This window comes from Algoriphagus sp., assembly GCF_030694375.1.
In the GTDB taxonomy this organism is placed as follows: domain Bacteria; phylum Bacteroidota; class Bacteroidia; order Cytophagales; family Cyclobacteriaceae; genus Algoriphagus.
Window position 1 is genome coordinate 455893 of the sequence record NZ_JAUXYL010000020.1, and the last position, 24342, is coordinate 480234.

14 protein-coding genes are annotated in these 24342 nt (G+C 44.1%); 12 read left to right on the forward strand and 2 right to left on the reverse strand.

Annotated features, from left to right (window positions below; translation table 11 throughout):
* Positions 1-77: 77 nt before the first annotated feature.
* Positions 78-2531, reverse strand: a complete 2454-nt coding sequence (ligA, locus tag Q8M62_RS06890) for an NAD-dependent DNA ligase LigA (RefSeq protein ID WP_304900752.1) — start codon at positions 2529-2531, stop codon at positions 78-80.
* 376 nt (positions 2532-2907) lie between these two features.
* Between ligA and Q8M62_RS06895 the strand changes: the two genes are divergently transcribed.
* The 11 genes from Q8M62_RS06895 (at position 2908) to Q8M62_RS06945 (ending at position 21616) form a co-directional block, all read left to right on the forward strand.
* Positions 2908-3594, forward strand: coding sequence for a GNAT family N-acetyltransferase (locus Q8M62_RS06895; protein WP_304900751.1), 687 nt, complete (start codon positions 2908-2910; stop codon positions 3592-3594).
* Between the two features lie 60 nt (positions 3595-3654).
* Entirely contained in the window at positions 3655-4287 is a 633-nt protein-coding gene (locus tag Q8M62_RS06900) for a TetR/AcrR family transcriptional regulator (protein ID WP_304900750.1), read from the forward strand.
* 90 nt (positions 4288-4377) lie between these two features.
* A complete protein-coding gene (gene metG, locus Q8M62_RS06905) occupies positions 4378-6438 on the forward strand; it encodes a methionine--tRNA ligase (RefSeq protein WP_304900749.1) in 2061 nt (686 codons plus the stop codon).
* 578 nt (positions 6439-7016) lie between these two features.
* Positions 7017-9923 carry a PAS domain S-box protein gene (locus tag Q8M62_RS06910; protein ID WP_304900748.1) on the forward strand — a complete coding sequence of 969 codons (2907 nt, stop codon included), beginning with the start codon at positions 7017-7019 and terminating at the stop codon, positions 9921-9923.
* Positions 9924-10189: 266 nt separating this feature from the next.
* Positions 10190-15319 carry a PAS domain S-box protein gene (locus Q8M62_RS06915; protein ID WP_304900747.1) on the forward strand — a complete coding sequence of 1710 codons (5130 nt, stop codon included), beginning with the start codon at positions 10190-10192 and terminating at the stop codon, positions 15317-15319.
* Positions 15316-15753, forward strand: a complete 438-nt coding sequence (locus Q8M62_RS06920) for a response regulator (protein WP_304900746.1) — start codon at positions 15316-15318, stop codon at positions 15751-15753. The genes Q8M62_RS06915 and Q8M62_RS06920 overlap by 4 nt, the downstream gene beginning before the upstream one ends.
* A gap of 210 nt (positions 15754-15963) precedes the next feature.
* The gene (locus tag Q8M62_RS06925; RefSeq protein WP_304900745.1) at positions 15964-17427 is read left to right on the forward strand and encodes a potassium/proton antiporter; all 1464 of its coding nucleotides are present in this window, start codon (positions 15964-15966) and stop codon (positions 17425-17427) included.
* 160 nt (positions 17428-17587) lie between these two features.
* On the forward strand, positions 17588-19015 hold the full coding sequence (locus Q8M62_RS06930) for a circularly permuted type 2 ATP-grasp protein (protein ID WP_304900744.1): 1428 nt from the start codon (positions 17588-17590) through the stop codon (positions 19013-19015).
* Between the two features lie 11 nt (positions 19016-19026).
* Positions 19027-20007 carry an alpha-E domain-containing protein gene (locus Q8M62_RS06935; RefSeq protein ID WP_304900743.1) on the forward strand — a complete coding sequence of 327 codons (981 nt, stop codon included), beginning with the start codon at positions 19027-19029 and terminating at the stop codon, positions 20005-20007.
* Positions 20004-20747, forward strand: a complete 744-nt coding sequence (locus Q8M62_RS06940) for a peptidase (protein ID WP_304900742.1) — start codon at positions 20004-20006, stop codon at positions 20745-20747. The genes Q8M62_RS06935 and Q8M62_RS06940 overlap by 4 nt, the downstream gene beginning before the upstream one ends.
* A 2-nt stretch (positions 20748-20749) precedes the next feature.
* Entirely contained in the window at positions 20750-21616 is an 867-nt protein-coding gene (locus Q8M62_RS06945; RefSeq protein ID WP_304900741.1) for a transglutaminase family protein, read from the forward strand.
* Positions 21617-21786: 170 nt separating this feature from the next.
* Here Q8M62_RS06945 and Q8M62_RS06950 read toward each other — a convergent pair whose 3' ends face one another.
* Positions 21787-22563: a DUF6503 family protein gene (locus Q8M62_RS06950; protein ID WP_304900740.1), complete on the reverse strand. Its 777-nt coding sequence runs from the start codon at positions 22561-22563 to the stop codon at positions 21787-21789.
* Positions 22564-22776: 213 nt separating this feature from the next.
* Here Q8M62_RS06950 and Q8M62_RS06955 point away from each other — a divergent pair, with 213 nt between their 5' ends.
* Positions 22777-23994: a PepSY domain-containing protein gene (locus tag Q8M62_RS06955; RefSeq protein ID WP_304900739.1), complete on the forward strand. Its 1218-nt coding sequence runs from the start codon at positions 22777-22779 to the stop codon at positions 23992-23994.
* The last annotated feature ends 348 nt before the right edge of the window (positions 23995-24342 follow it).

Consider the following 24342-nt stretch of genomic DNA (forward strand, 5'->3'; position numbering starts at 1 on the left):
CCTGACTCAATTTAACCCGAATTTTGCATTGACCTGCGCAGTCTCTAATCTCGTTTCTTGTATCTAGCTTCTTGCCTCTATTCCCCAACCATCCTCAAAAACTCCTCCTCAGAAATCAACGGAACACCAAGCTTCTGCGCTTTCTCTTTTTTACTGGGGCCCATTTCTTCGCCTTCGATGATGAAGTCGAGGTTTTTGGAGACGGAGGAAATGTATTGCCCCCCATGGGCCTGCACAAAGTCCACGATCTCGTCCCGCTTGAAATTTTGGAGTTTACCGGAAGCCAATATCCGCTTGCCTGTCAGAGCGTTGCCCAGTTGTTTGGATTCCCCCTGCTCGATCTCAAACTTCAATCCATGGGCCTTCAGACGGTTGATGATTTCCAGATTTTCAGCCTGAGCAAAGAACTCCTGCATGCTAAAAACCAGTGTTTCGCCCACCCCATTGATTTCCAACAGCTGTTCGGCCGTAGCAGCTTGAAGTTTTTCGATGCTGCCAAAATGCTTTGCCAGCAATTGGGCCGTGTTTTCTCCGATATTCCGGATGCCCAACGCAAACAGCACTTTCTCAAAAGGCTGCGCCTTGGAAGCTTTGATCCCCTCCAGCATATTGGAAATCACCCCTTCCTGAAAGGTATTTGCCTTTAATTTTTTGATCCGCTCACTCAGTTCAGCAGGCAACTCAAGATTGAGATCCAGGAGAATCATGTGGACGGTTCCGTGTTTTTTGCTGGCTTCTAGAATCTGCTCAAACTCAATCCGTCTTCCCAAGAAGATTTCCAAAACCACCGCGACGGGAACATAGTCCTCCAATTTGGTTAGGTCAGCATGCCTACTTAGATGCTCGAGTAGGTATTCAACCATCCCTACATTGGCAGGTACCTTTTTCTTCCAAATTCGGATTTGGGCCTGAAATTCCCTGAGCTTTTCCCGAAGGGGTAAATGTGAAAACTCAGTCAGGAAATCCTGAATCTGCTTGAAGGAAATGGTTTCTGTCAGCGCAAAAAGTGCTTTTTCCAGAGAAATATAAAGTAAACCTGAAACCTCCCGCTCGTACTGATCCTGACTCATTTCGAGCCCCAACAACTCAGCCTGCTTGGGTTCAAGATCAAAAATATCCGCGTAGTTTCGGATAAATCCCTGATCAATCAGGGCACGAATCCGCTCTGTTCCCAGCGAATCGATGTCCATCGCCCGCTTGCTGACAAAGTGCTCAATGCGTCCCAAAACCTGCGGAGGACAGGCTGCCGCGTTGGGGCAGTAATGTTTGGCTTCCCCATCCTTCCGGATCAACTCCGTATTGCATTCAGGGCACCTGTCAATGTACCGAATCGGAAGCGTACCCGGTCTTCTTCTTTCAGTGTTGACAGCAGTAATTTTTGGGATGATCTCTCCGCCTTTTTCCACTGCGACAAAATCGCCCTCATGAATACCCAAGCGTTCGATTTCATTGGCGTTGTGAAGGGAAGCACGCTTGACCGTAGTTCCGGCAAGACTGACCGGTGCAAGATTGGCAACAGGAGTGATCGCTCCCGTTCGGCCCACTTGGTAGGTAATGGACAAAAGCTCCGTTTCTGCGCTTTCAGCCTTGTATTTATACGCAATGGCCCACCTTGGGATCTTGGCAGTGAAGCCCAATTCTTCCCGTTGATCGTAATCGTTGATCTTGAGCACGATCCCATCGGTGTCCAAGGGAAGCGTAAATCGCTTTTCCCTCCATTCTTCAATGTATTCCAAGACCTCATCGATTCCCCTGACCTTTTTATAGGTAGGAGAGACGTTGAATCCCCAGCTTTCGATCAGGTGAATCGCCTCGTCATGGGTGTTTACACCGATTTCCTCGCCCAAAAGTTGATAAAAATAGCAATTCAGACGTCGCTTGGCCACGACCGAACTGTCCTGCATCTTTAGCGTACCGGAAGCGGCATTTCTTGGGTTGGCCAGCAGTTGATCACCGGCAGCTTCTTTTTCCGTATTGATTTTTAGGAATTCTTTCAAGGGTAGAAAAATCTCGCCCCGAACTTCAAATTTTTCAGGGATATTCCGTCCTGTCACAGTCAAAGGGATGTTCCGGATCGTTCGGACATTGGCTGTGACCTCGTCACCTTTGGTTCCGTCTCCCCGGGTGACCGCACGGATAAGTTTGCCGTTTTCATACACCAAACTGATCGCCACCCCATCGAATTTCATTTCGCAGAAATACTCGTAATTGGCATGTCCGAGTCCTTTTACAACCCGCTCGTCAAAGGCGATCAGCTCTTCTTTGCTGTAGGTATTTCCTAAAGACAGCATCCTCGAACTGTGCTCCACAGTTTTAAATTCCTTGGTGATCGCGCCACCTACGCGCTGACTGGGGCTGTCCGGAAGCAGCAAATCAGGGAACTCCTGTTCCAATTTGACCAATTCCTCCAGCAGCTGATCGAATTCGTAGTCAGAGATCTCAATCCTGCTTTCCTGATAGTAAAGCTGATTGTGGTGATTGATTTCCTTGCTGAGTTGGGCGATTCGGGCAGCGGCTTCGGAGTGGGTCATGTTTTAAAAATTAGAAAGCGTAAAAATAGAAGGATTGCGTCAGATTGGAAGATTTGAAAATTGAAAGATTGGGAAATTAAGAAGGATAAATTTAGAAGTCTGAATCAAAAAACTTAAACGTTTCTCCGCAATTACACTGGCACCAAAGGGAAAGCAGAAGATTTGTGAAGTCGATATTTTTACAAAATCTCAAATCGTCTTCTTAGGTAGCTCCGTAGGAGCCAAACCATTCATGCCTGTCCAAGGTGGAACCCTGTACGAAGTGCAGGGTAGCCATTGAATTCTCTTCCTTTGAACCCTGAAAGGGTGAAACTTCAAGGCATCGCCCCTCCACAAGCATTTTTTCCTAATTTTGACTTCTCACCTGAAATTAAAAATGCCCCACCCCCTGGATAATCCCATTTGGAATGCATTAAATTCCGGAAGCGAAATGTTCTCTTCCGGAATTGGAAATTGCAAATTTGTTAATTCCGACATGGGTTTTTTCGCAGGCATGCCAAACTATGAGGCGGAAAGTATCCGGCAGCTTCACAGCATTTGCCAAACGGGTCAAAAGGTAATTCTCTTTCCTCCCGGCAGAATCGTTGTCGATAATGGTTGGAAGGTCCTAAATGACCACGAACTCCTGCAGATGGTTTATACGGCCAGTTCAAAAGGGATGACTCAGGAATCCAATCTTACCGCACTGGGAGAGGAGGATGTGCCTGCCATGCTTGAATTGGTATCGATGACCAAACCGGGACCTTTTCTTCGCCGGACGATTGACTTTGGAGGGTACTTTGGGATCTATCAGGGTGCCCAACTGGTATCCATGGCCGGAAAGCGCCTAAGCCCGGATCCTTTTGTGGAGCTCAGCGCGGTGTGTACGCATCCTGATTTTGGAGGTATGGGTCTTTCATACCAAGTCCTGCAGCGCGTAATTCATGACATTATCCAGTCGGGAAAAGTGCCCTTTCTTCATGTTTATCCCGAGAACTTGCCTGCCATAAAGCTTTACACCAAACTGGGCTTTGAGCCAAGAGCGACTTTAAGGACCTATTTTTTGGAGAAAATTAGGGTATAATTAGCCACCTAAATCAGCAATCGTAAATCGTCCTTATCTTTATACCCAGAAGATTAAGAAATGAGTAAAAAAACCAGTATCGAGGCGAAAATTCTGGAAGCGGCCTACCGGCTTTTTCTCCAAAAAGGCTATCGTCATACCACCATGGATGACATTGCCCAAGATTTGGGGATGAGCAAAAAGACTCTGTACAAGTATTACCCGGGAAAACTTGAGCTCTTGTCGGCTTCTTTCGAAGTCCTGAAAACCAAGATGACAGCAAAAGTGGAGGCAATCCTCGACAACCGCTACATCTCTTTTCCACTGAAACTGAAATCAACCCTCACGGTAATTGCTGCACACTTGGCACCGATCAATCCCGAGCTTTTCGAAGATCTCAGAGATCATGCGCCGGAGATTTGGGAAGAACTCACCGCCTACATCAATGAATCCGCATATCTGCGATTTGCCAAACTGATCGAGCAGGGCGTGTCGCAGGGGCTTGTCAATCCCAGAATTAACGTCAATCTGATCGTGTTGCTCTATGCTGCTGCGGTTCAGTCACTCTTGGACCCGAAGTTTTACAGCCAATTCCCGGATTCAATGCAAAAAGGAATGAAAATTCCTCCATCCGATATTTACGATCAGGCCATCAGCATCATTTACAATGGGATTCTGACCGATGAAGCGCGGAATGAATTTCAAAATGCCTGATCCCGCCTTCCGCTGATTTCTCTATCTTTGGCCTCGATTTGACAGATCACCATTCCTTCTCCGGTCTTCTGTCTTCTATTTATATTACTAATGAGCAATAAAAACTTCAAACGCTATACTGTCACCTCAGCACTTCCTTATGCCAATGGACCACTGCATATCGGACATTTGGCAGGATGCTACGTGCCTTCTGATATCTACGTCCGCTACCTCCGATCTCAGGGTCGGGATGTCGCTTACATCTGCGGTTCGGATGAGCATGGCGTAGCGATCACGATCAAAGCCGCCAAAGAAGGCAAGACTCCTCAGCAAGTCGTCGATCAGTACCATGAGATGATGAAGGGGAGTTTCAAGGAATTTGGGATTAGTTTTGATCACTACTCCAGAACTTCTGCCAAAATTCACCACGAGACGGCCCAGGAATTATTTCGGGATTTATATGACAAAGGAGAGTTTCTGGAGCAGACGACCGAACAGTACTATGACGAGGAAGCTGGGCAGTTTTTGGCAGATCGCTACATCGAGGGTACTTGTCCAAAGTGCGGCAACGAGCACGCCTATGGGGATCAGTGCGAAAAGTGTGGCTCCTCACTCAGCCCCACCGAACTCATCAACCCCAAATCCAAACTCAGCGGCAGAACACCGGTATTGAAGGAAACCAAGCATTGGTTCCTTGATTTGGCGCGCTACCAACCTTTTTTGAAAAAATGGATCCTGGAAGATCACGCAGAGGATTGGAAAAACAATGTATTGGGACAATGCCGATCTTGGCTGGAGGCCGGTGATGGGCTTCAGGCCCGCTCGATGACCCGTGATTTGGAATGGGGAATTCCCGTGCCGCTTCAAGGTGCCGAGGGTAAAGTACTTTACGTCTGGTTTGATGCACCGATCGGCTACATCTCCTCTACCAAAGAATGGGCAGCTGAGAAAGGGATCGATTGGCAGCCCTATTGGAAAGATCAGGAAACCAAGCTGGTGCACTTCATCGGTAAGGATAACATTGTATTCCATTGCATCATTTTCCCGGCAATTCTGAAAACACACGGCGGATTTGTCCTTCCGGACAATGTGCCTGCCAATGAATTCCTCAACCTCGAAGGTGACAAGATCTCTACCTCAAGAAACTGGGCAGTATGGCTGCATGAGTATTTGGAAGAATTTCCCGGCAAGCAGGATGTGCTTCGCTATGTCTTGACTGCCAATGCCCCGGAAACCAAAGACAATGACTTTACCTGGAAGGATTTTCAGTCCAGAAATAACTCCGAGTTGGTGGCTGTCTATGGCAACTTCGTAAATCGGGCAGTGGTATTGACCCAGAAGTTTTATCAGGGAGAAATTCCCGCGCGAGGAGAACTGACTGGTTACGATCAAGAGGTTTTGACTGCTTTGGAAGAATTCCCTGAGAAAATCGCCGCCTCGATCGAGCGGTATAGATTCCGTGAAGCCTTGAGTTATGTGATGGATTTTGCCCGCTTGGGGAATAAATACCTGGCGGACACCGAGCCTTGGAAGGAAATTAAAACCGATCCGGAGCGCACCAAAACGATCCTGAATATTGCCTTGAATATTGCGGCAAACCTTGCCATCGTTTCTGAGCCATTTCTGCCGTTCACCGCTGCCAAGCTTTTTGAAATGTTTGGTTTGGAAAAGCAAACCTGGTCTCAGGCCGGAAATGGCAAACTGCTTTCCGAAGGGAAAACCTTAGGGCAAATGGGTTTGCTCTTCGAAAAAATTGAAGACGAAACCGTAGAAAAACAAGTTCAAAAACTCCTCGACTCCAAAAAAATGAATGAAGCTGCCAATGCACCCGTTGCACCGATGAAAGAACTGATCACCTATGATGACTTTGCCAAGCTAGACATGCGTGTGGTAACAGTCCTTGAAGCCGAACGCATGCCAAAATCCAAGAAACTCCTCAAGCTGAAAGTGGATATCGGATTAGGTCATCGCACTGTACTAAGCGGAGTGGCGGAGCATTTCGAACCGGAATTCTTGGTAGGTAAGCAAGTGACCATGCTGATCAACCTTGCCCCACGAAAAATGATGGGAATTGATTCCGAAGGCATGATCCTGATGGCAGAAGACAAGGACGGAAAGCTAAAGCTCCTGATGCCACATGAGGTGACAGCGAGTGGATCGACGATATCTTGATTTTTTTTCATGCTGAGCAGAGCATTTTGTCATGCTGAGCGGAGTCGAAGCATGGTCCAGATCAGCAAGAAGCTGGCATCAAGTATCAAGACGCTAGAAACAAGAGCATAGAAATAAGAACCTGTCAGCGCTTACAGAACCTGACAGGTTTTTTTGTGGGGTTTAAATAGGGTATCCGCATTCCTGCACTAGACCATAAATGTAAAGGTTTGTTTATAAAGGAATCATCCACCAGTGCCAATACACACTTGAGTCTGGATAGAAATAAATTTCAGTGATTTTATCATTTTTGTTGGGTTTGCCGGTTTGGAATACGATTAAATATGAAAAACTAAAAGACTAAATCAGGAGAATTGAAAGGGTCTTTTATTCCTCTAAACCACCAGTTATCAGTCCCTTAAATAAGTCTTTAAAAATAACCCTTTTTAGTTTTTGTTTCCGACAGGCTTTTACAATACAGTTTATTTACAAATGTTGGATTTTTTAAATATAAATATGCTTCAAATCAGTTAGGTTAAAATTGAACCATTTTCCTTTGTTCATTGCTTTTCCCCCTTTCTTATATGCACTTTAAATTGATGAAAAAAGAGAATAAAGTTCTCTTTTTTGCACTGCTATTATTTGTAGTAAGTGCTACGTTCTTTTTTTACAACCTATACCGCTATTCCGAAGTAGTTAGTGATAACCTCACTTTCGAAAGAAAAATTACCAAGGTTGACCAAATCTACACCAATTATCTTTCCTCTGTGATCCACAAAAGGGGCTATCAATTTCAGCTGGATAAGGCCTCGCTGGACCAATATGTCCTATTCAATCAGGCGAGTCAGGCAATGATTGAGGACTTCGGTAGTGAAGTGGACAACTCAAAGATTGGGGAATTATATTCCGAACTTATAAAAAGAAATTTGGAGCGAAAGAGCCTCCTAGACAGGCATATTTCCTATCTGAATTTGATGCCTGTTGAATTGGCAATTGAAAAAATAAAGTCTGAAAATCAAGAATTTAGAGAGACTTCGGTTTCATTGGAGATTGCTTTCAGTAATTTAAATTCCTATCTCAGAGGTCAAAGCATTGAGCTCCAAAAAATCACGGAAAGGCTCACCTACTACAATTCGACAGGTTTTGTTTTACTGGGTTTTTTGGTTGTGCTATTGATTGTCGGGACTTTTAAGGAGACCCGCAAAAATACGCTGCTTGAAGCCGATAAGAAGCTCCGGGATGAGATCCACAGCATCACACGGAATTCGGAGATTGAGTTCAGAGCCACCTTTGAACTTGCGGCAATAGGCATGGCTTTGGTTACCGAAGTTGGGAGGTTCAAGGATGTAAATCCCAGCTTGTGCAACTTGCTTGGATATTCAAAGGAAGAGCTTCTGGAGCTTTCTTTCACAGAAATAACTCATCCGGACGACCTGTTGGTCGATTTGGAATACGTGAAGCAGGTTCTGGAGAAGAAGATCGAATCCTATTCCTTGGAAAAGCGCTATTTCACCAAAGCTGGAGCTACGGTTTGGATCAATCTTAACGTCTCGCCAGTTTGGAATATGGATGGAACTTTCCGGTACTTCATCAAACAGATCGTGAACATTACCCCAAGAAAGCTGGCCTATATGGCACTGGATGAGCAAAAAAGCAAAATTGAAAATATTATTCGGGGTACCCACGCCGGAACCTGGGAATGGAACGTTCGGACCGGAGCTACGGATTTCAATGAAACATGGGCGGAAATAATTGGCTATACCCTGGACGAACTCCAACCCATATCCATCGAAACCTGGGTAAAATACGTGCATCCCGAGGACCTGGAATTGTCAAATTCCCGGTTGAAAAAGTGCTTCAGCGGTGAATCGGAGTTTTATGAATGCGAATGCAGAATGCGTCACAAAAACGGTTCATGGGTATGGGTTTTGGATCGCGGCAAAGTAATCAGCCGGACACCTGAGGGTAAGCCTGAAAAGATGTATGGTACGCATCTGGATATCTCCAATTACAAGAATCTGCAACGAGAACTCCAGAAAAAGGAAATTTTCCTAAATACAATTCTAGACACGATTGACATAGGAATCCTGGTCTGCGACAAAAATGGTGAATTCACATTATTCAATAGAGCAACGCGGGAAATTCACGGCATGGAATCAAAGCCTATTCCCCCGGATCAATGGTCCCAGCACTACCAGCTGCTCAGAGAAGATGGAAAAACTTTGTTGGAGTTGGAAGAAATTCCATTATATAAGGCATGGAATGGTGAAGTGGTTGAAAACCAGACTATTTGTATCAGGAATGCCAAGGGCGAAATTCTTTACATCAATTCCTTCGGTTCACCGATTAGAGATGAAGATGGAAACGTTCAAGGTGCTGTGGTAGCGTTGAAAAATATCACCGAATCCAGAAGGGCCGCTATGGAAGTGGAAGAAAGGGAACGCAAGTTCAAAGGGATTTTTAATTCCACCTTTCAGTTTATCGGATTATTGGAGCCTGACGGAACGGTTCTGGAAGCCAATCAGACAGGTTTGGATTTTGCAGGGTTGGTACCTGAGGATGTGGTGGGGAAGAAATTCTGGGACTGCATTTGGTGGCAAATTTCTCCTGATACTCAAGAGCAACTCCGCAAATCAGTGGAAAAAGCCGCTCAGGGGGAATTTATCCAATATGAGGTGGCAATTTGGGATAAGGATAAAAATCCTGTCACAATTTTGTTTCACCTAAAACCCATCCTGAATAGTGAGGGGAAGGTAATTGCAGTCGTGCCAGAAGGAACAATTATTCAGGATATCGTAGATGCACGCAAGTCTTTGATCGAGAAAAACCAGGATTTGGAGCACTTTGCCTCCGTGGCTTCTCATGATCTGAAAGAGCCTCTGCGGATGGTCATTAATTTCTTACAACTTCTGGAGCGAAAATATAAAGGAAAACTGGATGAAAGGGCGGAACAATACATCCATTTTTCAGTAGACGCTGCCTATCGGATGAATGGATTGATTACGGATTTACTCGAATTCAGCAAGGTAGGAACAGAAGATACTGCTCCGGAACCCATCGATCTCAATGAACTGCTGGACGAGCAGGGTAAATATTATGCCGCTCTTCTTGGGGAGTGCGGAGGCACCTTGAGTTATTCCCGGTTACCGACAATTTCCGGAAGGAAAGTTCCGATCAATGTGCTATTCAGAAACCTGATCGGAAATGCCATCAAATACCGAACTCAGGAGAGGCCCCCTGAAATCACCATTGAGGGTAGCGAATTTGAAAACCACTGGAAGTTCAGTGTAGCTGACAACGGGATAGGCTTTGATCAAAACCATGCCGAAAAAATTTTCGAAATGTTCAACCGACTTCATACCCGTCAGGAATATGTAGGCACGGGACTCGGACTTTCGATCTGCAAGAAGATCGTGGAGCAACACAAGGGTAAGATCTGGGCCGAATCTGCCATGGATAAAGGGAGTGTCTTTCACTTCACAGTCAGCAAGAAATTGAAAGTATGATGCCGTACTTTCGTTGAAATATCATCCTAATCAATCCATTCAAATCTACTGAAAACCATTTTATTTACTTTTTAAAGTCATACACAAAAAACCAATCAATTATTTTAGCTTTTGAACAAAACAAAATGGTATTTCACCTTAGATTTCAATGTCACCCATTGCTTAGAAATTCTGACAAGCTTTATCACCCCAAATAAGTCTTCAGATAATCCTAACAAAAATCCACATTGGTTTTCGAATTGACCTAGCCCGGAGGATTTTAAGGAATGAAAAAAGGTATAAAAGGACCATCAGATAATCCGTCTGAGAAAGCGTATGTGTCATTTTCAAAAAATGACTCCAAACACATAGTGTTTTTCCTCATTGGGGAAGGGTTTCGGATTGAGTTTATTTCTCCCGAAAATCATTTGAGAATTTCCGAAATCCTGGGTTGGGATATCCAGCCTGGTACTTACCTGCCCGATCTACTTAGGGGAGAGGCAAAGGATTTTTTTATTGAACAATTGCAAATTGGATACCTGAATCAATGCGTTTCATTTCTGATTTCGCTTCCCGGAAATAAAGGGAAGTCAACCGAATTTGAAATACTGTTAACTCCTTCTCAGGGGATCGGCGGAAAAACCACCCAGCTCGTATTGACCATGCAAATGGAGGAAGAATCTAAAGAGTTGGGACAAAGCTTTTTAAGTGGCGAAGAAAAGCGGTTTGAAAAGTTGATCAGTGAGGGAGTAGAAATGATTGCAGTCGTAAATTCTGTGGGCGATTTTATTTTTACAAGTAGTTCACACCAGGCAATTTTGGGATTTGGTCCGCAGGAACTCTATGGGATAAATGCTTTTACACTAATTCACCCCGAGGATTTGCCCGGACTTTATGCTGAATTTGAACTCCTTTTGAATCAAAAGAAAGTCATTTCCCAGCCTTACCGGATCAGGAGAAAAGACGGAAAATACCTTTGGCTAAGATCAGTCGGGACCAACCTGCTCGATGACCCCGAAATAAAGGGAATAGTGGTAAACAGTACTGATATTTCAGAGCTGATCACTGCTGAGCAGGAATTGAAGGCCTCAGAACTGAAGTACAAATACGTTTTTGAGAACAATCCGGCCCCCATGTATGTGTGGGATCGGGACACGACCCAAATTCTTGCCGTCAATGAACGGTTTGAGCGGCTTTATGGCTATACCAAGGCGGAATTGCTCACCATGACCGTCTTTGATATCAGGCCCAAAGAAGACTACGACAGACTGCTTGCTCTGGCTAAGGACGATGAAAAGTTTTCAAACATCGGAAAGGGAGCTTACAGAGGCACTTCCAAACACATCAAAAAATCAGGTGAACTGATGGATGTGGAGGTCAATGCCCAAGCCATAGCCTATGAGGGTAAAAGAGCTTCTTTGGTGTTGGTGGAAGATGTAACCCAGAGCGTTCTCAACGATTCCCTTGATGCCTTGGAGTTTGAACTGATGGAAAGTGCCATTCAAGCTGATGCGGATCTTGTTGGTCTTCTCGAAGAGTTTTTGAAAGGATATGAAATTGCAGTCAAAGGAATCAAAACTTCTCTTTTAAAGGTAGAGGAAGGAAGGGTATTCAATTTGGCAACCCCCAGTATTGGGTCAGACTTTATTGACTTGATAGAAGGGTTGGAAATCGGATCTGAAGAAGGCGCATGCGGATCGGCAGCCTTTACCGGAAAACGGGTTTTTTCGGCAGATATTTCCACGGATCCGAAATGGGAAAAATTTAAAGATTCCGCCTCTGAACAGGGATTCAAATCCTGTATTTCATTTCCCGTCTTCAATTCCGAAAAAGAAGTCATCGCCACGTTTGCAATCTATTTTCTTGAAAAATGGGAAGAGAAACCAGAGGACTTGGAACGCTATCAGAAAGCGGCCTCGGTATTCAGCCTGATTTTGGAAAATCATATAAAAAAGGAAGAACTCAGGCTGAGTAATGAGCGATTTGAATATGTCAATTTGGCGACCAGGGACGCGCTGTATGATTGGGATATTCTCAAGGATAAACTTTACTGGGGAAAAAGCTACGAAAGGCTGCTGGGACCACATCTAACCCCCAATGGTTCTGAGGTCAAAAATTGGGAGAATCTGATTCATCCTGAAGACCGATCCCGTATTTTGGAAATACTGCACCAGGACCTTTCCAATTCTGAAAAAGAAAGTTTTCACGTAGAATACCAGTTTCGGAAAAATGACGGAGCTTACCTCCACGTGGTGGATCGTGCGATTATTATTAGGGATACCTCAGGCAAAGCTGTCCGGATGATCGGAGCACTGTCGGATGTAACCCAACAGAGACTTGAAGAGACCCGGCTGAAACTGCTGGAAAGTGTGGTCACCCATGCAAATGACGCAGTCATGATCACTGAAGCTGAGCCATTTTCCTTACAGGGCCCGAGAATCGTCTATGTCAATGAAGCTTTCACCCGAATGACAGGCTATACTGAAGAGGAGGTTTTGGGCAAAACGCCCCGTATTCTGCAAGGTCCTAACTCCGATAAAAAAGAATTGAAAAGGCTAAGGGAAGCCATAGAAAACTGGCAACCTTGTGAAATCACCACCATCAATTACAAAAAGAACGGAGAAGAATTTTGGACCAATTTTTCCATCAGTCCGGTGGCGGATTCCAAGGGTTGGTTTACCCATTGGATCTCAATTCAACGGGAGGTATCATCTCTGAAAATCGAGGAACAGAAAAAAGAATTGCTTGCCCAAGTCATTCAGGCATTTGGAGATGAAAGGCGATTTAATTTTGCTTTGGATCGAAGCCTGGAAAAACTCGTAAAGTTCAATTTACTTGATGCCGGTGAAATTTGGCTGGTCAACTCAGACAAGACAAAGCTAAATCTTGTTTCCAGGTATGCACTTTCAGATGCAGGCTCCAGATTTTTTTCGATGGTGGACAAGAAATTGAGCTTTAGAATTGGAGAGGGGCTACCCGGTCAGATTTGGGAAAGAAATGATATTTTGTCTTTTGATGATTTAACAGAATCCAACGAATTCACAAGAAGGCAGGCAATGCTTACTTCAGGCATGAACGGTGCTTTTGGATTTCCGTTACATTTCAGCGGTCAAGTCATAGGAGTAGCGTTGTTTACTACTCAAAACAAAAGTGGGTATGTGAATTCCTTATTGAAGGTATTCAGTTCTCTAAGTCAGGTACTCGGCGCAGAGATTTATCGCAAAAAGGTTGAAGACGAACTGTCTCAGATCTTTGATACGGCACAGGACATCATTTGTATTTTGGGATTTGATGGGAAGTTCAAAAAAATCAACCGGGGAGCAAGCTACCTCTTGGGCTATTCTGAGGACGAACTCCTTTCAAAAAGCTTTATGGACTTTGTGCATCCCGAAGATTGGGCAGATACCGAAAATGTGTTCGATATTTTGTGCCAAGGTCAAAATTACATGCATTTCCTAAACCGGATGATTTCCAAAGAGGGAGAATCTGTCTGGTTGGATTGGAACAGTACCGTGGTGGAAGAGGAGGAATTGATCTATTCCGTAGCCAAAGATATCACCGAAGAAAGAGAGCTTCAAAACCTCCTGGACAGTGCCAATAAAATGGCCAGAATCGGGTTCTGGGATGTAGATTTAATTCGTGGAACTCAATTTTGGAGTTCGGTAACCAAGGAAATCCATGAAGTACCGGATGATTTTGTGGCAGACATAGAGACTGGGATAAGCTTCTATGCCCCTGAGGCAAAACCCCTAATCATCGAGTCATTTTACAGATGTATTCAAACTGGAGTACCCTACGATCTTGAATTGCAGATTATTTCAGCAAAAGGAAATAAAATTTGGATTCGTACCCAGGGGCAGGCGGAGTTTCGGGATGGAGTTTGCATCAGGGTTTATGGATCTTTTCAGGATATTTCCGATCTGAAAAACACCCAAATTCACCTCAAAGAAGCCTTGCATGAAAAGGATCAAATCCTAGAAAGCATTGGAGATGGATTCTTTTCTCTGGATAAAGATTGGGTAGTGACCTACTGGAATCCTGCCGCAGAAAGACTCCTGCAAAAACCGAAGGATCAGGCAATAGGGAAAAATATCAGGAATGTCCTCTCTAAAGATATAGCGGCCAATTCCATAAGGAATTACAAGGATGCAATTTGCAAAAACAGTCCATTGGTTTACGAGGAGTTCTTTTCCGAACTGGGGATTTGGTTTGAAGTCAGTGTTTTTCCCTCACCTATAGGGATATCGGTTTATTTCAAAGACATATCCCTCCGTAAGACTACAGAAGAACTGATCCGCCAATCCAACGAGCGCTTTGAGAAAGTTGCAGAGGCCACGCATGAAGCGATATGGGATTGGGAGGTTCCTGGGAATATATTGTATTGGGGTCCTGGATATAAAACCCTCTTTGGCTTGTATCCCAATGAGGCAGGGAATTCATACGGAGATTGGGCCAGCCAAGTCCATGAAGAGGACTACGAATCAGTTGAGCATCGGGTCAAACTGGCATTGGAGAATAAGGAAATTTTTAATTTTCAAAATGAATACCGCTTTAAAAAATCAGATGGCACCTATGCTTATGTAGCAGATAAGGCGGTCATCATTCGGGATAAATCCGGTAAACCCACCAGAATGGTTGGAGCAATGCAGGACATCACCGACCAAAAAATGTATGAATCCTCCCTCAAAGACCTCAATGAAATGCTCGAAGCCAGGGCCCGCGAATTGGCAAATTCCAATGCGGAATTGGAGCAGTTTGCCTATGTGGCCTCTCATGACCTTCAGGAACCACTGCGTATGGTCAGCAGTTTTCTTACTCAACTTGAGTTGAAGTATGAAGACCAGTTGGATGAACGTGCTAAGAAGTACATCTACTTTGCCGTAGACGGCGCCAAGAGAATGCGACAGATTATTCTGGACTTATTGGAGTTTTCCAGAGTAGGAAGAATCCAGGAGGATTTGGAAAAAATTGATTTGAATGAACTGCTAGCAGAGGTCTGCAACCTGCAATCGAAACGAATCAAAGAAAAAAGCGCTGAAGTTCATTTCGCCGAAATGCCTGTAATAAAGGGATACCGCACTCCGATAATTCAAGTTTTTCAAAATCTTATCAGCAATGCCTTAAAATACAGCAAAGAATCGCTTGCCCCTGTTGTGAACATTACATGCAGAGAGTTAGCGGAATACTGGGAGTTCTCAGTTCAGGATAATGGCATAGGTATGGAACCAGGTCATTTTGATAAAATATTTGTGATCTTCCAACGATTGCATACCAAAGACAAATATTCGGGAAGTGGGATTGGACTGGCTATTGTGAAGAAAATAATAGAAAACAAAGGTGGCAAGATTTGGGTTGAGTCCGAATTGGGAAAAGGAACGACCTTCTTTTTTACCCTCAGAAAATCACCCGAATCATGAAAAAACTTCAAATTCTATTAGTAGAAGACAACGAAGGAGACATCTTGCTGACTACTGAAGCACTTGAAACAATGCAAATAGCCAACGAAATCAGTGTGGTCAAAACCGGGAATGAAGCCATAGACTACATGACTCAGTCCGGTGATTACACTCAAATCGGCCTTCCTGATTTGGTCTTATTGGATATCAACTTACCAATCAAAAACGGTTTTGAGGTATTGTCTGCCATCAGAGCTCATGAAAAATCCAAACATATTCCGGTAATCATACTGACCACTTCCTCCTCAATTTCGGATCAAAGTGTATCTAATCGTCTCAAGGCCAATCTGTTTATCACCAAACCTTCAGAATTGAATAACTATGAGCAGGTAGTTAGGATGATCGAAAAATTTTGGATGGACTTCAATCGTGACAGATATTTGAGAAATTTTTGAAGGGAAAGGCAAGAATCAAGAACCAAAGAACCCGGGATGGTTAAACTACACCTGAGTGCCACCTTTTTCCTTGAAAATTGGGAATTGACAATTGATAATTGATAATTGAAATTTTTTTTCCAACTCCGCTCGGAACCAATTTCGCTTCTATTTTCTTAACTTCTTAAATTCTACTTTTATTCGTAGGACTATAATTCCCCTATCTTTTTTATGCAAATCACTACTGAAAACATCCTTTTGGTCGGATCATTACTTTTGATCTTAAGTATAATAGCCAGCAAAACAGCAGGCAAAGCAGGTATTCCTGTTCTGCTGCTCTTCCTGGGCGTGGGAATGGTGGCAGGTACTGACGGGATCGGTAAGATTGCCTTTGATGACCCCGGTGCCGCACAGTTTTTGGGGATTTTGGCTTTGACCTATATCCTTTTTTCCGGGGGCTTGGATACCAAATGGCAATCGATCAAACCTGTATTTAAACCCGGTTTACTTCTCAGTACTGTTGGCGTTTTGCTGACAGCCGTTTCTGTAGGCCTTTTTGCCAGTTGGTTTGCCGATTTGAGTTGGAAAGAAGGTCTCCTCCTCGGTGCAATCGTCTCTTCAACAGATGCTGCGGCTGTATTTTCCATTCTGCGGAGCAAAAGTATCGGACTCAAAGGCAACCTCAGGCCACTACTGGAATTCGAATCGGGAAGTAACGATCCCATGGCATTTTTCTTGACAATAGGGATGACCTCCTGGCTAAGCGTGGAGGGTTTCAGCCCGGTAGACCTGGTCCCGATGTTTTTTAAGCAGATGATTTTCGGAGCAGCCGCAGGGATTTTGCTGGGAAAAGGCATCGTCTTTCTGATCAATAAAATCAACCTGGAATATGAAGGACTCTATCCGGTATTGATGCTGGGGCTGGTTGTCTTGGTGTATGCGGTGACGGATTTGATTGGCGGTAATGGATTTTTGGCGGTCTACCTGTCTGCCATCACAATGAATCAAAGCAGTATGCTTCACCATAAAAGTTTGATCAAGTTTTTTGACGGGATAGCTTGGCTGATGCAGATTGTGATGTTCATTGCCTTGGGATTATTGGTTTACCCTTCCCAGGTTTGGCCGGTGATTGGTTTGGGCTTTGTGATTGCGATGTTTTTAATTTTGGTGGCTCGCCCAATTGGAGTTTGGGCTTCCTTGTCTTTTTTCAACTTCTCCAACCGGAAAAAAGCATTTGTCAGCTGGGTTGGATTGAGAGGGGCAGTCCCGATAGTTTTTGCCACATTCCCTTTGATCGCAGGAGTGGAGAAAAGCAGCCTGATTTTCAATATAGTCTTCTTTATTGTCATCACATCCGTGGCACTCCAGGCCACGACCCTCGCCAAAGTCGCCAAATGGCTTCATTTGGCCGTTCCGGCCGGATTAAAGCGCAGGAGTCTGTTGGATATTGAACTGTCTGAAGACTTTAAAAATGCACTTGTGGAAGTCAATTTGCCCGAAAACTCACTTATTGACGGTAAAAAAATACTGGAATTGAACTTCCCGAAAACCTCACTCATCGTGTTGGTTAACAGAAATAACAAATATATTACACCCAATGGCGCCACTGAGTTGAAATCCGGTGATAAACTGATGGTCATGATCAACTCCGGAGTGGAAGAACACATGGTGCGTCATGCCTTGGCGCTGGAATAAGTGATTTCTGAAGTCCCGACGATCAAACTTCGATTTTTGAAAATAAATCATTATCTCGCCTGAAATGATAAAAAAATGAACTCAAAAATTGAATTTTGTTGATAAAATTTGATTTTAAGGTTTACTTTTTATCTTGTAGGGTGTTTTTAATTTACCAAATATGAAGACAGAAGGATATTCTTCCAGTGAACATTACGACGAAATGTTTACCCCGGATGGAAAAATCAGAGGGCATTACGAAGAGTTTTTTGGCTACCTGAACAAGGCTTCCTCCAAAAAAATGGGGCAACTCCAACACTCTGCCAACAAAGCTCAAAAGGCAATGGGCATGACCTTCAATGTCTACCACGATAATCAAGGCCTTGAAAAAATCCTTCATTTGGATATTATCCCTCGGATCATCCCCAATGCAGAATGGAAAAAGCTCGAAGCCGGATTGAAGCAGCGGATCTATGCACTCAATCTATTTCTTCAGGATATCTACAACGACCAAAAAATCCTGAAAGATGGGATCGTGCCTGCTGAACTTATCCTCGGATCCAAAGACTACCTCAAGCCTTGCATCGGACTGACTCCACCCAAAGGAATCTGGTGCCACATCACCGGCACAGATCTCGTACGGGACAAAGACGGGGAATATTACATTCTTGAAGATAATCTACGCTGTCCCTCCGGTGTTTCTTACATGCTCGAAAGCCGGGAAATCATTAAGCGCGCTTATCCACAGCTTTTCAATGATGAAGGCGTAATGCCGGTTTCTGATTATCCGACCAAACTGCTTCGGATGCTTCAGTTTCTGTCCAACAAATCAAAACCTGTAGTGGGTGTATTGACTCCGGGGATTTACAATTCGGCGTATTTTGAGCATTCCTACCTCGCCCTCCAAATGGGTGTAGAGCTGGTCAACGGCGTAGATCTCATCGTCAAGGATAAAATCGTCTACATGCAAACCACCAAAGGCCTACAGCAGATCGATGTGATTTACCGAAGAATCGACGATTCATTTCTTGATCCCCTGACTTTCAATCCCCACTCCATGCTTGGCGTTCCGGGGATTTTCGAAGCCTACAAAGCCGGAAATGTGGCTTTTGCCAATGCCCCCGGTACAGGAGTGGCCGATGACAAAGCGGTCTATGCCTATGTGCCCCGCATCATCAAATACTACCTGAATGAAGAGCCTATCCTCAACAACGTCCCAACTTACCTCTGTCGGGAAGAGCAGGATAGACAGTACGTTTTAGACCACATTGATCAATTGGTCGTGAAGGAAACGAATGCTGCCGGAGGATATGGCATGCTGATCGGACCAAAATCCACCAAGGAGGAACACAATAGATTTCGTGAATTGATCAAGGGAAATCCTACAAATTACATCGCTCAACCAACCTTGTCCCTCTCTACGGTCCCTTGCTTGACCGATGAGGGAATCCAAGGACGACATGTGGATTTGAGGCCTTACATATTGTATGGAGATGAGATTGAAGTGATCCCCGGGGCCCTCACTCGGGTGGCCCTGAAAAAAGGCTCATTGGTAGTAAATAGCTCCCAAGGTGGAGGAAGTAAAGATACTTGGGTACTGTACAATTAATCTAAAAAACTATGCTAAGTAGAGTAGCAAGTCATATCTATTGGCTGGGAAGATATCTGGAAAGAGCCGAAAATTACGCCCGATTCATCGATGTTAATTTCAACCTGATGCAGGATCTGCCGACAGACCTGAAGGAGCAGTGGGGACCTTTGGTCGCCGCTACCGGGGATTTGGCTTTATATGAAAAAAAATACACCGGCTTTGAGCGTCATCAGGTCATGTTCTTTTTGACTTTCGATGCGGACAATCCTAACTCAATGCTTTCTGCTGTCACCAATGCACGGGAAAACGCGAGGATTATCCGCGAAAACCTCAGCAAGGAGACCTGGGAAAAAGCCAATGAACTGTATTACATGATGCAGACAGGCCTGGAAAAGAAAGTTTGGAAAAAGGAAGATCCCCGGCAGTTTTACGAGCAGGTCAAAAATCAGATTCTTCTGCTCTATGGTCTTGCAGATGCAACCGTAGCCCGAACGGAAGGGTGGTACTTCAGGCAACTGGGACAGCTCCTGGAGCGTGCCGATAAGACTTCCCGTATTCTCGATGTGAAATATCACATTCTCCTGCCTTCGGTTTATGAAGTTGGCTCGCCTATGGATTTCCTTCACTGGATGGCGCTACTCAAATCTGTGACAGGATTCAACACCTACAGACGACTCTACGGAAATATAGATCCTTCGGGAATTGTTGAGTTTATGGTATTGAATAAGTACTTTCCCCGGTCCATTTATTATTGCATCAAGGAAGCCGAGCGTTGCCTGCACTGTATTTCAGGCAATACCGCTGATGGATTTAAAAACTCTGCCGAAAAAGCAATGGGCGAAATGCGCTCCCGTATGGAGTACTCTGAGGTCGCTGAAGTAATTTCTGGCGGACTTCATGAATATTTAGATACAGTTCAGCTAAAAATCAACCATATTTCCGACCTTATAGACATCAATTATTTTCGGGTTAAAGAAAATAATATCTCTCAATCTCAATCGCAAGCATGACGTTCTGTCTGGGAATAAAAACAAAAAATGGCCTTGTGGGGCTTTCCGATACTCGTATTACCTCCGGTAGCGAAACCACAACTTCCAAAAAAGTTTTCACCGTCAACAAGCGAAAACACACCTTCTTTATCATGACTTCCGGGCTGAGGTCAGTTAGAGATAAGGCAATTACCTATTTCTCTGAAGTGATTGACCGAAAAGACGATTCCTTTACCAAACTCTATCAGGCGGTCAATGAATTTGGAAATCAGGTGAAAATCGTGGCAAAGGAAGACAAAACCTTCCTGGAGGAAGCCGGCTTCAATTTTAATTTGTTTTCGATCATCGGAGGACAGTTGGAAGAAGATTCCGAACCCAAATTGTATTTGCTCTATCCCCAAGGGAATTGGATAGAAATAAGATCAGGTACCCCCTTTGTCATCATCGGAAATACGGGATTTGGAAACCCGGTTCTCCGGCGATCTCTCCATTACGACGATTCCCTGGAGTATGCTTTGAAGTGTGCCTTCCTGGCCTTTGATGCAACACGAATCTCTGCCAATGATGTGGACTTCCCAATTGATACCGTAGTCTTGAAAAATGACGATTACTTCATCAAGGAAAAGCGCTTTGAGCAAAAGGAATTGGAGCATGTCTCCGCGTTTTGGAATAACCGTCTGAAAAACGCAATTGCAGAACTGCCTTCTGAAGTATTGAGTAGCGCCTTCGAAGATTTTAATTTAGTCTCTCGGGAGGGTTAATTATGCTGGTTCAAGTCACCCATCACTCTAAATACGATTACAGTTCAGAAGTTGTACTTGGGATGCATAAGCTCTACTTGATCCCACAGCACCGACCCTATTTCCGGGTAGAACACCAGAAATTCAACATCCTTCCTGACCCGGACGGGCAAAACTACCGTCAGGATCTCGCAGGGAATTGGTACAAACTTGCTTGGTTCTCTGTTCCTACACAATCCCTCGACATCACCGGGGAATGGATCTTCAAGTTGCATTCCTTCAACCCTTTTGGGTTTATCATTGACCAAAATTTTGAGGAAATGGGCTGGAACAATCCCTTTTTCCAGTTCAGCTATGAGGAAAGAACCGCTTTTCTCATTCCTTTTTTGTCGGACAAGTCAGAAAATCAATTCTCGGATTTTCTTGAGCATATCAAGAAAAAATCCAATGGGCTCGTTGATTTTCTGGTGAATATGACTCAGGACATTTACCTCAACTGGAAACATGAGATTCGTCACGAACAAAATATTTGGGAGCCGGATTTCACCTTTTCGGAGCGAAAAGGCTCCTGCAGGGATATCTCCTTGATGCAAATGGAAATGTTGCGGGAATTAGGCCTTGCCGCCAGATTTGTCAGCGGATATGCCTTTAACCCGGATTTGGATGAAGGTCACGAATTGCACGCTTGGCTCGAAGTGTTTCTGCCGGGTGCCGGTTGGATTGGCTTAGACCCAAGCTTGGGTTTGCTCACTGACCATCGCTATATTCCCTTAGCTTGTCATCCCGATCCTTCACGAACCTTGCCGGTACAGGGTACATTCGGGGGCTTCTCAGATTCCGATTTGAAAACCTTCGTGGATATGAAGCTGCTCAATAAAGGGAAGCAATAGCGCAATTTTCAATGATCAATGACCAATGAGCAATGAGCAATGATCAAGATTTTGTCAATAGCTGATAGTTAATGTGCTGAAGGATTTTTTCCAAGCACTATGGCTAACTACTTACTTACTAACTACTAACCACTAACTATTAACCACTAACTATTAACCACTAACCACCTCTAATTCGCCGCTACGGCATTTTTTTCAGGCATGGCAAAAAGCGCTGCATCCATGGCTTTTTCCACCAGAAAGACATCTGAAAATGTAACCTGATAGCTAAGGCGTTTGGTTGAGTCATTCTCAAACTGGTAACCTGTCATGATTCTAGGGAAAATCAATCCACCTGCATCCCGGTAGTCCTCGTATTTGAGGGCATTCAGCTTTGTGTTATTCTTGTCAAAAAAGGTGACAGAATAGAGTACCCATGCCAGTTTTCCTGTTTCGGGATCCACCAGCATAAAATAGATGTCATTGGGACTGCTGCCCACATTCTCCTCAAAACTCACCTCAAAAGCTTCATAGGAAATCCCATTGACAAGCTTGTTTTCAGTCTTTTTGACGCTTACACCCGGATCGGTGAAGATGTATGGGATGGAAAAGAAATAGAAGTACAGGTTATGGTAAAAGCGAACTGAATTCCCCTGAAAGGCTTGCCGGTTTGGGCTGATCCATACTTTTTCACCGTCATTCCCAATTTGCCAGGCATCGGCGTCAATCCGCACTTTACGATCCGGCAGGCTGATGTAGTGGTTCTCCCAAGCCAGATTCGTTTCGTGAACCATCGCATAAGAAAACCCTTTGGCATTGACCCACTTGCTCCAGTCACCATGGGCATCCAATAATTTCTTGAAATCTTCCGGCTGATCTAGCCTTGGATCAGGAGTGGTGTCTTTTTGCTCGCAGGAGAAAGTGAATAACAAGGCTATAATCACCAGAGAGAAAGAAATTGTGCGCATTGCTGAGTCTAAATTTTCGGAAGATAAGCACAAGTAGGTTTTTTTCGAAGTAAAGTATTTATTGGCTTAGTAAATTCTTCGTCATCAGGACTACTACTCGTAAGCATATTTGTTTTTCAGGGTATTTGCAGATAATCAATTATTTTTCTTAGATCAATTCTAAATAATTAAAACTCTTCTTTAGATTTGTTCCAAATTAAAAATATACGCGCTATGTGGCAGCCGATCCGCAAGTTTTTAAATGATATCCATCTCTATGCAGGCCTCACCTGTGGCCTGATCGTAATTGCAGTTTGTCTCAGTGGTACGATCTACGTCTACAATACCGAAATCCGCGAAACGGCTGATTCTGAGCGGTATTTTGTTGAGTCGGTAGGTGAAAGGAAATCGCTGGATGAATTGAAAACTCAAGTTGAAGGGGAGCTAAAAGGTGTAGTAGTAAGCGTCAATGTTTTCCAATCAGAGGATCGCACGGTTCAGTTTGGAGTGAAAACACCAGAGGCTGAAAAGCCAAACACATACTTTGTTAATCCATATTCCGGAGAAATTCTCGCAAATAACATCGAAAAAACCGGAACTGAGGAATTTATGGGCTACATGTTCTCCCTGCACCGTTGGTTGTTGTTGGACAAAATCGAAGAACCCATCCTGGAATCCAAGACCAACATGGAGTTGGGGAGATTTATCAATGGAGTTGCAACTCTACTTTTCTTGTTGGGCGTAATCACAGGGCTGTTTATCTGGTTTCCTCAGAAAGTGAAAAACTGGAGACAAGGTCTGAAAATCAAATGGTCAGGCAATTGGAAGCGTATCAATCACGACCTGCACAATACCCTTGCATTTTATTCCATTTTGGCACTTTTTATCATGGCGGTGACAGGCCCTTTTTGGTCCTATCAGTGGTATAAGGAAGGCTGGCAGAAAACTTGGGACATCTATCAGGCACCCGCGCAGAACGGTAATCAAAGCATGGGAACTGCCGAAAAGCCTGCTGAAGTCTTGCCTTTGGAAATGCCGGCATTCTCGCTCGACGGGGTCCTTGCCTTGGGGAATTCCAGATTGAATTACGAGGGAAATCTTAGAATTACACTTCCAAATAAGCCGGGAGAAAATATCTCAATCAGTAAGTCACGCACAGGCTTTTTCGCGAAAGCAGGAGCAGATCAGTTGACAGTAGAGCCCGGTAATCTTGAAGTGAAGGAAGCGAAATTGTTTTCGGATTTGACTGTCAGACAACAAATCGGCCGATCTGTTAAGTCCCTGCATACCGGAGAAATCTTCGGGCAGTTCACCAAGTTCCTTTGGTTTGTGGCATGTCTGATTGCTACCTCATTGCCAATCACCGGAACCTTGATTTGGTGGAATAAGCACAAGAAAAAGAAACACGCTAAAGCAAAAAAGTCAGCCCTTCCAAAGGCTGAATTGGTATAAATAAAAGGTTCACTTTTCCAAAAATGGCTTCTGGGTTTCCCGGGAGCCTTTTTTTTTACATCAGCCTAGCGCAAAGTCTTCCGGACTTGTGCTTAATCAAATGCAGTCTTCAGACTGCCTAGTTGGATTTCCAGATTTCCCTGCAGAGAGAGATTTGTAAGACTTTTTCACTTTAAGGATTTGGTGATTTTTGTTTTCCCGCAGATCCCCACAGAAAAAGACACAGATAATCACAGATCTGTTTTACTGGCTGATAAATAAAAGCTTTAGCTTTTCTCTGTGCTCTCAGAAAAGGTTGAAAAAAGAATTTGGGTATGCAGTTCTTTTTAAATTTTCTGTATATCCGCT